The organism is Rahnella sp. ATs2, from assembly GCF_051851855.1.
In the GTDB taxonomy this organism is placed as follows: domain Bacteria; phylum Pseudomonadota; class Gammaproteobacteria; order Enterobacterales; family Enterobacteriaceae; genus Rahnella; species Rahnella variigena.
Genome location: NZ_JBLYPL010000002.1, coordinates 220977 through 233682, shown reverse-complemented (window position 1 = coordinate 233682; position 12706 = coordinate 220977). Strand labels below are relative to the sequence as shown.

Below are 12706 nucleotides of genomic sequence, written 5' to 3'. Positions count from 1 at the left end.
AAAAGGCCGGACATTTTACAGATGTCCGGCCTTTTTCATGATATTGACCCGTCCTGATTAGCGTTGATTACACCCGGAAATGCCCCACGGCGATCGCCAGTCCGGTTGCCTGTTCCTGCAACGCCGACGCGGCGCCGGTGGATTGCTGAACCATCGCCGCGTTCTGCTGCACCATGCCGTCGAGCTGGGTGATGGCGCGGTTAATTTCGTGAATGCTCTGCATCTGTTCCTCAGACGCGTGAGTGATTTCCAGCATCGCGCTGCTGACATTCGCCACATTACTGACGATCTCACTCATGCTGTCGCTGGCCAGCCGGACCTGCGCTGAACCCGATGCCACGCTGCTGACGGTAGATTCGATCAGCACTTTGATCTCCTTCGCCGCCTGTGCGCTGCGCTGTGCCAGACTGCGCACCTCGCTGGCGACCACCGCAAAACCACGGCCTTGTTCACCTGCGCGCGCGGCTTCTACCGCGGCATTCAGCGCCAGAATATTGGTCTGGAAAGCGATGCCGTCAATAACGCCGGTAATATCGCCGATTTTCGACGACGCCGTTTCAATGCTTTCCATTGTCGTGATGACTCTGGTCACCACTTCGTCACCACGTGTGGCGGCTTCAGAGGCCGATCGCGCAGTGCCGGACGCCTGTTTAGCGGAACTCGCCGACTGAGAAACCGTGGCAGTGATTTGCTCCAGCGACGCCGCTGTTTGTTGCAGGCTGGCCGCCGCGGATTCGGTACGCCCGGACAAATCGTTATTCCCTGCGGCAATTTCATCGGCGGCAATTTTGACCGATTCGCTGGTGGTGCGGATCTCCGACATTACCTTGCTGAGTTTATCGACAAAGGTGTTGAACGCCTGCGCGATTTGCGTCACCTCGTCGTGGCCGTCCGTTGGCAGACGTTGCGTGAGGTCATCTTCGCCGGAACTTATGGCGTTGAGTGTATCCCGCACCACAGAAAGGCGGCGGAAGGATTTGCTGATAATCAGCCCGATCACCGCAGCGGAGAGCAGCACAATCACCATCAGCGTAATCACCGAAGACGTCAGCAGGGATCGCATACCCGCCGTGGACTCTTTCTGATCCTGCGCCACCAGCGTATACCATTCCGTGCCTGCCACCGGCATGGCGCGCACGCGTTTCACCACACCATTGAGTTCAATATCCTGCGGTGAATTCGCCGCTAACAGCGCCGGTAAATCCACGCCCTGCGCCAGTGCAGTAAAGGGTTTCAGCGCCAGACTGGCGTCAGGATGTGCAATGATAACGCCGGATTTATCCACCAGCATGCCGAAACTGCCTGGCGTCGGATGAACGGTATTAACGTTATTCACCACGCTGTCCATCGATACATCGCCCGCCACAATCGCTTTCAGCGTGCCAGATTCCATGACAGGCACGGCGAAAGTCACCACCAACTTACCGGTTCCGGCATCAATATACGGTGGCGTGGCAACCGGATGTCCGGCGTCGGCTGCCTGCGTATACCACGGGCGACCGGTCGGATCGTAATCTGCGGGCACACCGGCCGGATCGGAGAACTTCGCGGTTTTATTCGCGTATCCGACGTAGACGTTAGTAAACCCACCTGCGCTGGCGATCTGTTTGAGAACCGGGATCGGATCTTCCGATAGCGCAACCTGTTGCAGTGAATCGATCATCCGTGTTTTAGAACTCACCCAGTCGCTGATCCCTTGCGTGTGGCTGGAGGTCAGCGCGTTCAGCGTACTGTCAGTCGCCTGACGGTTGTATTTGTTAGCAACGGTGTAACTGAGGAACGTATTGATAACCAGCGAGCACGCTACGATGGCGATACAGGCGGTGATAATGCGCGAACGGATAGTCTTTAGCATGAGCGTTTCCCTGGAAGGAATCTTAAGTTTTTGGTATCGGCAGGAAAGGGAAAAACTTGAAGTCGATCACAAAAAAGTTCTTAGCGTTAAATACCTGCTTGTTTAAGTGGTACTCGTAAGATGTTGTTGTATAAGAATAAAAGTTAAATATCCATGGTATTTATAAGGTTTATTGAGTTTAATAAGTTGAACAATGCGCTTATCTCTCATCAACCTGCCCACCATGGATGAACTATGACCAAAATGGACTTTTCCCAAACCGCTGCCTTTATCTGGTCAGTGGCTGATTTACTACGTGGTGATTTCAAACAGTCGCAGTACGGACGCATCATTCTTCCCTTTGCCTTGCTCCGCCGTCTGGAATGCGTGCTGGAAAACAGCAAAGACGCGGTCGTGATACAGGCGCAGAAAGTACATGCGATGGCGTTGCCGGAAGAAGCGCAGGAAAAGCTGATTTTGCGCGCCACCGGCGCACTGGCGTTTTTCAACACCTCGCCGATGAACCTCAGCAAGCTTGGACAAAAAGACACCCGGGATAATCTGGAGAACTACATTCAGAGCTTCTCCACCGATGCCCGCGAGATTTTTGAACACTTCAAATTCAGCGAATTTATCAGTCAGCTCGACGAAGCCAATTTGTTGTTTAAAGTGGTGCAAAAAGTCGCAGCGACCGATCTCAGCCCGGCGGCGGTATCCAACCACGATATGGGGCTGGTGTTTGAAGAACTGATCCGCCGCTTTGCCGAAGGATCCAATGAAACGGCGGGTGAGCACTTTACGCCGCGCGACATTGTGCGTCTGACCACCGCGCTGGTGTTTATGAAAGACGATGAGGCGCTGACCCGCGACGGGATCATCCGCACCATTTACGATCCGACGGCGGGTACGGGCGGCTTTTTATCCGCGGGGATGGAATACCTGCACGAGCTGAATCCGAACGCCGTGATGCGGGCATTCGGACAGGAACTGAACCCGGAATCCTACGCCATTTGCAAAGGCGACATGCTGATCAAAGGGCAGGACGTCAGCCTGATCAAACTTGGCAACACGCTTTCCAACGATCAGCTTCCCGCCGACAAATTTGACTACATGCTCTCCAATCCGCCGTTCGGTGTGGACTGGAAGAAAATCGAAACCGAGATCAGCGACGAACATACCCTGAAAGGTTTTGATGGTCGTTTCGGTGCCGGATTGCCCCGTGTTTCCGACGGTTCGCTGCTGTTTTTGCTGCATCTGATCAGCAAAATGCGCGACGGCGGCAAAGAGGGCGGCGGCCGCATCGGCATTATTCTTAACGGTTCGCCATTGTTTACCGGCGGGGCGGGCAGCGGTGAAAGCGAAATCCGCCGTTATATTCTGGAAGCCGACCTGCTCGAAGGCATCGTCGCGCTGCCGACCGACATGTTCTACAACACCGGCATTTCGACCTATGTGTGGATCCTGTCGAATAACAAAGACAGCGCGCGTAAGGGCAAGGTTCAGCTGATCGACGGCTCAAACCTGTGCGGTAAAATGCGCAAATCGTTAGGATCGAAGCGTAATCTGATGGGTGAAGATGACATCAGACTCATCACCCGCACCTTTGGTGATTTTGCGGTGATCAATCCGACCCCGCTGTATGAGCTGGGATTAGAGAAAGCGCCGGAACAAAAATCCAGCCGTGGCCGCCAGTCCGCCAGCAGTAAAAAAGACGCGCCGAAAACCTTCGCCAGCAAAATCTTTAACAGCACCGATTTCGGTTATCGTCGCCTGACCATTGAACGTCCGCTGCGCCTTTCTGCACAAATCACCGATCAGGCCATTGCCACTTTACGTTTCGCGCCGAAGCCGTTTAACGCGCCGATGGAGCGGTTGTATCAGGATTTCGCCGCGCCGTGGAATGCGCAGATTTATGGCGATTTTTCGCAGGTAGAAACCGAAGCCCGCGCCATCATTAAAGCCGATTTCCCCGAGCTAAAAGAGAAACAGATTAAAGACCTGCTCGATCCCAGAATGTGGCTGGCGCAACGCACGCTGATAGAGAAAGCCCGTCAGATCCAGATGGCCTTTGGCACCACTGACGGCGGTAAACACAGCGTCAGCAACGATTTCAATCAGTTTGATCACTCACTGAAAACCGCGCTCAGTGTTGCTTGCGTGAAGCTCGATACCAGAGAGAGAAAGCAGTTTATCGACGCAATCACCACCAAAAATCCGGCAGCCGAACCGGTGGTGAAGAAAGTCCTGAAAGAGAGCGAACAGCCGTTGTATGGCGCGTTCCGCTACAAAGGCAAAGTGGTCGAGTTCGAACCGGACGGTGATTTACGCGATAACGAAAACGTCCCGCTCGACCCTTCTGTCGTCACCAGCCAGCTTATCGAAAGCTATTTCGACCGTGAGGTTAAACCGCACGTCAGTGACGCCTGGATCAACGCCGACAAACGCGACACGAAGGACAACGAGATCGGCGTCGTCGGTTACGAGATCCCGTTCAACCGCCACTTCTATGTCTATCAGCCGCCACGCGATCTGAAAGAGATCGACGCCGACCTCGATGCCATCAGTGCCGAAATCATGGCGCTGTTGCAGGAGGTGCATTCATGAGCGGGCGGTATAAGGCGTATGGGGAATATAAGGATTCCGGGGTTGAGTGGCTGGGGGAAATACCAAGAGAATGGTCTGTTTTAATGGGAAAAAGAATCTTTTCCAGTATTCGTAAGACCGCTTTAAAAGATGATGTTCAATTGGCTGTAAGCCAAAAATATGGTGTCTTACCTCAATCATTAATGATGTTATTAAATGATTCAAAGGTAATGCTGGCTTTAAAAGGGACTGATTCATTTCGCCATGTTGATCAAAATGATTTTGTCATCAGTCTTCGCAGTTTTGAAGGCGGTATTGAATATAGCAAATACTCCGGATGTGTCTCTCCAGCTTATACTGTCTTGAATAATGTTAAAAAGATAAGCCATAACTATTATAAGTATCTTCTGAAATGTGCACCTTTCATATCAGCGTTACAATCGACAACAGATAGTCTCAGAGATGGGAAGTCAATTTCCTATGAACAATTCGGCGCAATTTGTTTGCCTTTAACCCGGCTATCAGAACAAACTCAAATCGCCGCCTTCCTCGATCACGAAACCGCTAAAATCGATACCCTGATCGATAAGCAGCAGCAACTGATTGAACTGCTCAAAGAAAAACGTCAGGCGGTGATCAGCCATGCTGTGACAAAAGGGCTGGATCCTGATGTGCCGATGAAAGATTCGGGAGTTGATTGGTTGGGGGAAGTGCCGGAGCATTGGAAAGTTTTGGCGATAAAAAAAATTGTCTCAACTCCAATCACTGATGGTCCGCATGAAACGCCAAATTTTATTGAAGAGGGAGTTTCTTTTATTTCTGCTGAAGCAATATCGTCAGGTGTTATCGACTTTAGCAAACAGAGAGCATGCATATCAATAAAAGATCATATTAGGTTTAGTGAAAAATACAAGCCTCACCTTTATGATATCTATATAGTTAAATCAGGCGCAACTACTGGAGTGTCAGCAATTGTAGAAACTATAAATGATTTTAATATTTGGTCTCCCTTAGCAGCCATTAGATGTAGTGAAATAGCGTTTCCCTATTTTGTATTGTACTTTTTAAGATCTCAGCAATTCCTTACAGCCATCGAATTAAATTGGAGTTTTGGTACTCAGCAAAATATTGGTATGGGAGTGATAGGTAATATTTATATATCTTGCCCGCCAATTAAAGAAGCAATAATAATTTCTGATCATATTCGGCAGAAATGTTCGAAAATTGAGAAGCTAATCACTCTAGCTACTCATCAAATATCTTTAATGCAGGAACGCCGCACCGCTCTGATTTCCGCCGCCGTCACCGGCAAAATCGACGTGCGTGACAGGCAGGTTCCTGTCACGCAAACCGAATCCGACGAGGTGATGGCATGATGTCGGATCCGACCAAAGAACGGATTTTTCAGGATGAGATAATCGCGCAGTTGTGCGCTAACGGCTGGATCACCGGTAAACCGGACGGCTACGATCGCGAGCGGGCGCTGTATCTGCAGGACGTTCTGACCTTTGTGCACACCACGCAGCCGAAAGAGTGGGAGAAGCTGGCGCGGGTGTATCCGCAGGATACCGAACGTCATTTCCTCGATGCGCTGGTAGCGCAGTTAAGCAAAGCCGACACTAACGCCACGGACAAACTTTCGCGTACTTACGGCACGCTCGGCGTATTGCGTCACGACCTGAAGATCCGCAATGCCAGTTTTACCTTGTGCCAGTTCAAACCCGAGCACGACCTGAATCCCGATACGCTGACGCGCTACCGGCAAAATATCTGCCGCGTGGTGCCGGAGCTGGTGTACAGCCCGTATGCCAGCCCGGAGCATTTTGCGGCAAGCGGGGTGAAAGCTAAAAGCTGGCGCATCGATCTGGTGTTGTTCGTCAATGGTCTGCCGGTCGCCACCCTGGAGCTGAAATCCGAGTTTAAGCAGACGGTGCAAAGCGCCATTGCTCAGTACAAAGACACCCGCCTGCCGAAAGATCCCGCGACCAAAAAGCCGGAGCCGTTGCTGACATTCAAGCGCGGGGCGCTGGTGCATTTCGCCGTCAGCCAGTACGACGTATTCATGACCACCCGGCTGGCGGGCGATCAGACCTTTTTTCTGCCGTTCAACAAAGGCACGCCGGAAGGCGGAAAGGGCAATCCGACGCCCGCCGACCAGACCCGTTACGCGACGGATTATTTGTGGAATGAAGTGTTGCTGCCCGATAACCTGCTGACCATTTTAGGCAGTTACGTGCATTTGCAAATCGATGAGAAAGAAGACTGGCAGGGACTGAAATACAAAAAAGAAGCGCTGATATTCCCGCGATATCATCAGTGGGATGTGGTGAATAAACTGGTGCGTGCCGCAACGGAAGAGGGCTGCGGACATAAATACCTGATCCAGCACAGCGCGGGTTCCGGCAAATCCAACTCGATTGCCTGGACAGCGCATCAGCTTTCGACGCTGTATAACGCCGGCGGACAAAAGCAGTTTCATTCGGTGATTGTGGTCACTGATCGCACGGTGCTGGACGATCAGCTTCAGGACACTATCTATCAGTTTGAACATGCCGACGGTGTGGTCGGGCGCATCAATAATAAGACCGGCGATGGCTCAAAAGCCGAGAAGCTCGCCGCCGCGCTGGAAAACTCGCAGCCGATTATTATCGTCACCATCCAGACGTTCCCGTTTGTGCTGAAAGCGATTGAAAACAGCGTGAGCCTGAAACAGCGCCAGTACGCGATCATTGCCGACGAGGCGCACTCTTCACAAAGCGGTTCAACGGCGCGTCAGCTGAAAGAAGTGCTGATGCTGGAAAATACCGGCGACGACGTTGAGCTGTCTTCCGAAGACATCATGGACGCCACGATGGCTGCCCGGCGCGGCAGCAATAATCTCAACTATTACGCTTTTACCGCTACGCCGAAAGCCAAAACGCTGGAACTGTTTGGCCGTCTTCCCAACCCGAACGAACCGGCATCTAAAACCAACCGGCCGCAGGCGTTTCATGTTTATTCCATGCGGCAGGCCATCGAAGAGGGCTTTATTCTCGACGTGCTGAAAAATTACGTCACCTATCATGTGGCTTATAAACTGGCGCAGAAACAGCAAGATGCAGATAAAGAAGTCGATAGCAAAAAGGCCGGCAGGCGGCTGAGTCAGTGGGTGCGGCTGCATGATCACAATATTGCGCAGAAAGTGAAAGTGATTGTCGAACACTATAAAAATCACGTCATGAACTTACTCGGCGGGCAGGCGAAAGCCATGGTCGTCACCAGCTCGCGTAAGGAAGCGGTGCGCTACAAACTGGCATTCGACAAATACATTATTGAAAATAATTACCAGAAAATCAGCGCCATGGTGGCGTTTTCCGGTGAAGTGGAGTTCACCGAAAACGACCCGAACAGTGACGGGCAACTGGGACAGAAATTCACGGAATCCAGCATGAATCCCGGCCTGAAAGGACGTGATATGCGCAAGGCTTTCGACAGCGATGATTATCAGGTGATGCTGGTAGCAAACAAATTCCAGACCGGATTTGATCAGCCGAAACTGTGCGCCATGTATGTCGATAAACCGCTCGGCGGCGTCGAATGCGTGCAGACCCTTTCACGCCTGAACCGCATTTATCCCCTCAAAGCCGAATCCGGCACCTTTATTCTCGATTTCTATAACCAGCCTGACGAAATCCTCGCTGCCTTTCAGCCGTATTATCAGACCGCTGAACTGATGGACGTATCCGATCCGGCGCTCGTTTTCGAGCTGTTTGAAAAGCTGCGTACCAGCGGGATTTTTCAGTGGAATGAAGTAGAACAGTTTTGCACTGCTTTTTTCAGCAAGAACAAGTCCAGCGCCGCGCTCAGCAATATCAGCAGACCGGCCGTGGTGCGCTGGGAGAAACGCTATGCCTCGGCGATTGAAGCCTATAAGCAGGCAAAAAAGATGTTCGAAATTACTAAAAAGACAAGTGAGCCAATATTAATCGCCAATGCGGAAAACACCTTTAAAGACTGCAAAAAGGAAAAAGACCGGCTGGAAATCTTCAAAAAAGACCTCGGCAGCTTTGTCCGTTTCTACGAGTTCATTTCGCAGATCGTCGATTACGATAATAAAGATCTGGAGAAACTGAGCCTGTTCGCAAGGCATCTGCGCCCGTTACTGCGTGAGCAAAACGTGCAGGAAGACGACGTGGATTTGCATAACGTGGTGATGAGCCATTACCGTTTATCGAAAATACGCGAGCAAAGTCTGCGGCTTACCGACAGCAGTCGTGACGACCGGTTGCAACCCGGCAATGACGTCGGCTCGGCGAAACCCAAAGACAAGAAAGAGGATTTTCTGTCGCATGTGCTGGAGCGTTTAAACGAACTGTTTATTACCGATAATCTGACGGATAAAGATTTGATCAGCGGCTTACACACTGTTTGCGGCAAGATTTCTGAAAATCAGACGGTTATGACGCAACTTGCCAATAATACGTCTGAGCAGGTGATGCTGGGAGACTTTCCAAAAGCGGTTGATGAAGCCATCATGGACTGTAACGCCGCCCAGCAGGAAATCATGCTGCAATATCTCTCCAGTCCCGCCATCGCTAAAGGCTATGCAAGAGTCATTTTAGATATGCTTAAGGCCGGTTAACACGTGAATGGGCTGCGGCTAAAGCCGCAGCGTCAATGCAACGACTTACTCTTCAACAATCTTCTTCTTATCCACATGCCCCAGCGATCTGTCAGGGAAACAGATATCGCGCACGCGTTGTTTGAGCGGCGCAGCATCCGGAAAACCGCCGTCGCGTTTGCGTTCCCAGATAATCTCGTCATCGACTTTGATTTCGTAAATACCACCGGTACCGGGGACCAGCGTCACGGAGGCCAGATCGGTACTGAACGAATTCAGCAGTTCCTGCGCCATCCATGCGGCGCGAAGCATCCAGTTGCACTGGGAACAATAAGTGATGGTAATGGCAGGCAGTTTTTCCATGGTGCTGACCCTTTTTGGAAGATTTTATCGACGTTTTAGAAAGCAGATATTAGTATCCGCTACAGACCTGCGCCAGTTGTTGTCTAAGCCACTGATGCGCAGCAGAAAGATGCGAGCGTTCGTGCCACGCGGCGACTTTAGTAAAGCCGGGAATGTCCAGCGGGGGCGGCATGACTTCCAGCCCTGTGACGTCGCGCACCAGCCGTTCCGGTACCACGGCGATCAAATCCGTGGTCTGTAAGACCGGCGGCAGCACCAGAAAACTGTTTACCGACAGCACCACATTGCGCTTTTTACCCAGCGCCTGAAGCGCGGTATCCGTCACGCCGGTAAAATTCTCTCCGCTTAGCGACACCAGCGCATGATCGTACTGACAAAAGGTATCGAGTGAAATCGTCCCCTGTTCCAGCGCCGGATGGCCCTTGCGCAGCGTACAAACATAGCGCTCATCGTATAAATGGCGGATATGCAGATCGGGCGGGGTAGTCTCCGGCGTCAGCAGCGCGAGGTCGATTTCACCGCGCTCCAGCCGCCCCTGAATGGTCGAATCCTCAACCCGCTGGACTGACAGATGAATGCCGGGCGCCAGCTTCTGTAACAGGGAAAAGAACGGCACGATAATCACGCTCAGCGCGTAATCGGTAGCGGCGAGGGTAAACGTCATCTCGCAGTCAGCAGGCACAAAGACTTCCGGCTGCAACAGTGCCTCGATTTCCGCCATCACCCGCTTCACCGGTTTAGCCAGCGCCAGCGCGCGTTCGGTCGGTACGATGCCGTAGCGCGCCCGCACAAATAACGGGTCGTCAAAACTTTCCCGCAGGCGCGTCAGCATGCTGCTCACGGCGGGTTGCGTCAGGGAAAGACGCTCTGCGGCGCGGGTCACGTTGCGTTCGTCGAGCAATGCATCGAAAGTCTTTAGCAGGTTGAGGTCGAGACTTTTCAGATTGCGCATGGGCAGGGCACCGATTGAGTTATAACGAAATTTGATACGCACTATAATATTTCTACACTTCTGCTTATAGCTCTTTGGCAGCACTCTGTGTGCTGAATGTGCCAATCCACCGAGGAAATATTATGTCTGCACTATTTACGCCGTTAACGTTGAAAGACGTCACCTTAAAAAACCGCATTGCGGTTCCGCCTATGTGCCAGTATTCCGCCACTGATGGCGTGCCGAATGACTGGCATCAGGTGCATTACGCCACGCTGGCACGCGGCGGCGCGAGCCTGGTGATTGTCGAAGCGACGGCGGTTTCACCGGAAGGCCGTATCACCCCGGGATGTCTGGGGATCTGGAACGATGAACAGGCCGCTGAACTGGCGAAGATCGCCAAATCCATCAAAGCTGCAGGCGCAGTACCGGGGATCCAGATCGGTCACGCAGGCCGCAAAGCCAGCGCCAATCTGCCGTGGGAAGGGGACGACCATATTGCTGAAGGCGATCCGCGTGGCTGGGCGACCATCGCGCCATCCGCGGTTGCATTCGGCAAACATCTGCCAAAAGTGCCGAAAGAAATGACCAAAGCTGATATCCAGCGCGTGATGGCCGATTTTGTCGCTGCCGCAAAACGCGCACGCGATGCCGGTTTTGAATGGCTGGAACTGCATTTCGCCCACGGCTATCTGGCGCAAAGCTTCTTCTCCGTGCATTCCAACACCCGCACCGACGAATACGGCGGTGATTTCGCCGGTCGCAGCCGTTTCCTGATTGAAACTTTCGATGCCGTGAATGCCGTCTGGCCGAAAAACCTGCCGATCACCGCGCGTTTTGGCGTGATCGAATACGATGGCCGTGATGAAGAAACCCTGGCGGAATCTATCGAACTGACCCGTATTCTGCGTGAGAAAGGGCTGGATATGCTTAACGTCAGCGTCGGTTTCTCGACCTGGGAAGCACAGATCCCATGGGGTGCTGGTTTCCTTGCGCCGGTGTCGCGCCGCGTGCGTGCCGAAGCCGGTTTACCGGTGGCAAGTTCATGGGGTGTCGCTTCCGCTGAAATCGCCGAACGCTGCATCAGCGAACAAGATATGGATCTGGTGATGATTGGCCGCGCTATGCTCGCCAACCCGCATTATCCGTATGCACTGGCGAAAGAGCTGGGCGAAGACAACCCTTCATGGGTTCTGCCTGCGCCTTATGCACACTGGCTTGAGCGTTACAGCATCAGCTGATATTCGTTTTACATCAGCGCATTAACCCACAGGCAGAAGCTTTCTTCTGCCTGTTTTTTTGTCCGGCGCTTAGATATAAAAATAATGAATATTTATCATCACTAGCGGTGATTTCCTTAATATCTCAGCGATGCGTATTCTTTGTGAACACCAGCCAGCGAGCTGTTCCACAGATAAAAAGGAAACACACATGAATGCGATTAACTGGCCACAGGGCTACATTCCCGGCGAAACCGACAACTTCGCGTCTAACGAAATGATCATCACCGGTGTGACCTTGGAAGACCTCTGGGCACAACTTGATAACACTGCCGCCTGGCCGGTTTACTACAGTAATGCATCTGATATTGACTTCCACGACGGCAGCGGACCGGGCCTGAGCGATGGCGCACGTTTTCGTTTCAGCACCTTCGGTTTTCCGGTGGAAGCGCAGGTTAATGAATATGTCCCGCCGGTCAAAGGCCAGCCAGCGCGTATGGCGTGGCACGGCTGGGCAGAAGGCGATGCCGACACCCGTCTCGACGTGCATCACGCGTGGCTTATCGAAGAACTGTCCGGCGGCCGCGTTCGTATCCTGACGCAGGAAACCCAAAATGGAAAACCCGCACGCGAACTGGCAGTAACGCGACCTAATCCGATGATCAACGGTCATCAGCAATGGCTGGACGGGATGATTAAAGCGGCGCGGGGATAGCTGATCATCCGGCTGGCGACCGAAGGGTAATTAGCTGACGTATAAAGTAAGATCCCGCCAACGAGGGCGGGATTTCTTATTAAAGTTTAATCTTATTAGCTTCCGCAATATCACTTAGCAAAGCACCGAATGCTAAAAGCTCTTCTCTAGTCCAGCCCGTTAAAGTGGGTATCTCATCTTTACTGCATGATATCAGTACGGCTGACTCTAGTTCTCTTATGAGATTAAATTCCCTATGTGTAATTTCAACCATAAGCAACTCATCATTTTTATCTATTATTTTCAATCGACTATCCTCGTTAATTCATTGATGGAGGTGCGCACGATGTCCGCGACTTGCGAGCCAATCTGCGCGATGGCGCGGTTCTCGTCGATGCGCTGCTGTTCTTTGGCGGGGATGATGATCGTGCTGCTGGCAATGGCACAATCATGAAGTTGTCACCGTGTTTTTATAAGTAAT

General features: G+C 52.1%; 9 protein-coding genes. 5 read left to right on the top strand and 4 right to left on the bottom strand.

The annotated features are described in order from the left end of the window. Positions 1 to 67 precede the first annotated feature (67 nt). Positions 68 to 1855 carry a methyl-accepting chemotaxis protein gene (locus tag ACJY2G_RS02745; protein ID WP_113877986.1) on the bottom strand — a complete coding sequence of 596 codons (1788 nt, stop codon included), beginning with the start codon at positions 1853 to 1855 and terminating at the stop codon, positions 68 to 70. Positions 1856 to 2089: 234 nt separating this feature from the next. Between ACJY2G_RS02745 and ACJY2G_RS02740 the strand changes: the two genes are divergently transcribed. The 3 genes from ACJY2G_RS02740 to ACJY2G_RS02730 are packed head-to-tail and all read left to right on the top strand — an operon-like array spanning position 2090 to position 9038. Beyond that, positions 2090 to 4438 (top strand): type I restriction-modification system subunit M, encoded by a 2349-nt coding sequence (locus tag ACJY2G_RS02740; RefSeq protein WP_439291168.1) that lies wholly within the window; start codon positions 2090 to 2092, stop codon positions 4436 to 4438. Further along, entirely contained in the window at positions 4435 to 5793 is a 1359-nt protein-coding gene (locus tag ACJY2G_RS02735) for a restriction endonuclease subunit S (protein ID WP_430320293.1), read from the top strand. Before ACJY2G_RS02740 ends, ACJY2G_RS02735 begins: the two co-directional genes overlap by 4 nt. Further along, entirely contained in the window at positions 5790 to 9038 is a 3249-nt protein-coding gene (locus ACJY2G_RS02730) for a type I restriction endonuclease subunit R (RefSeq protein WP_430320294.1), read from the top strand. Before ACJY2G_RS02735 ends, ACJY2G_RS02730 begins: the two co-directional genes overlap by 4 nt. Before the next feature lie 45 nt (positions 9039 to 9083). On the opposite strand, the gene ACJY2G_RS02725 is transcribed toward ACJY2G_RS02730, so the two are convergent. Together ACJY2G_RS02725 and ACJY2G_RS02720 are read right to left on the bottom strand one after the other, a co-directional pair. Next, the gene (locus ACJY2G_RS02725) at positions 9084 to 9380 is read right to left on the bottom strand and encodes a SelT/SelW/SelH family protein (protein ID WP_430320295.1); all 297 of its coding nucleotides are present in this window, start codon (positions 9378 to 9380) and stop codon (positions 9084 to 9086) included. A gap of 49 nt (positions 9381 to 9429) precedes the next feature. After that, positions 9430 to 10332 (bottom strand): LysR family transcriptional regulator, encoded by a 903-nt coding sequence (locus tag ACJY2G_RS02720; protein WP_430320388.1) that lies wholly within the window; start codon positions 10330 to 10332, stop codon positions 9430 to 9432. Between the two features lie 122 nt (positions 10333 to 10454). Here ACJY2G_RS02720 and ACJY2G_RS02715 point away from each other — a divergent pair, with 122 nt between their 5' ends. After that, entirely contained in the window at positions 10455 to 11552 is a 1098-nt protein-coding gene (locus ACJY2G_RS02715) for an NADH:flavin oxidoreductase/NADH oxidase (protein ID WP_430320296.1), read from the top strand. A 190-nt stretch (positions 11553 to 11742) separates the two neighbouring features. After that, complete coding sequence (locus ACJY2G_RS02710) at positions 11743 to 12246, top strand: SRPBCC domain-containing protein (protein WP_430320297.1); 504 nt, start codon at positions 11743 to 11745, stop codon at positions 12244 to 12246. A gap of 79 nt (positions 12247 to 12325) precedes the next feature. Here ACJY2G_RS02710 and ACJY2G_RS02705 read toward each other — a convergent pair whose 3' ends face one another. Next, positions 12326 to 12532 carry a hypothetical protein gene (locus tag ACJY2G_RS02705; protein WP_430320298.1) on the bottom strand — a complete coding sequence of 69 codons (207 nt, stop codon included), beginning with the start codon at positions 12530 to 12532 and terminating at the stop codon, positions 12326 to 12328. Between the last annotated feature and the right edge of the window lie 174 nt (positions 12533 to 12706).

Excerpts from the sequence above, each read along its gene's own strand:
- ACJY2G_RS02740 (WP_439291168.1), top strand. The coding sequence starts at position 2,090 with ATGACCAAAATGGACTTTTCCCAAACCGCTGCCTTTATCTGGTCAGTG.
- ACJY2G_RS02715 (WP_430320296.1), top strand. The coding sequence starts at position 10,455 with ATGTCTGCACTATTTACGCCGTTAACGTTGAAAGACGTCACCTTAAAA.
- ACJY2G_RS02725 (WP_430320295.1), bottom strand. The coding sequence starts at position 9,380 with ATGGAAAAACTGCCTGCCATTACCATCACTTATTGTTCCCAGTGCAAC.
- ACJY2G_RS02730 (WP_430320294.1), top strand. The coding sequence starts at position 5,790 with ATGATGTCGGATCCGACCAAAGAACGGATTTTTCAGGATGAGATAATC.
- ACJY2G_RS02710 (WP_430320297.1), top strand. The coding sequence starts at position 11,743 with ATGAATGCGATTAACTGGCCACAGGGCTACATTCCCGGCGAAACCGAC.
- ACJY2G_RS02745 (WP_113877986.1), bottom strand. The coding sequence starts at position 1,855 with ATGCTAAAGACTATCCGTTCGCGCATTATCACCGCCTGTATCGCCATC.
- ACJY2G_RS02720 (WP_430320388.1), bottom strand. The coding sequence starts at position 10,332 with ATGCGCAATCTGAAAAGTCTCGACCTCAACCTGCTAAAGACTTTCGAT.
- ACJY2G_RS02735 (WP_430320293.1), top strand. The coding sequence starts at position 4,435 with ATGAGCGGGCGGTATAAGGCGTATGGGGAATATAAGGATTCCGGGGTT.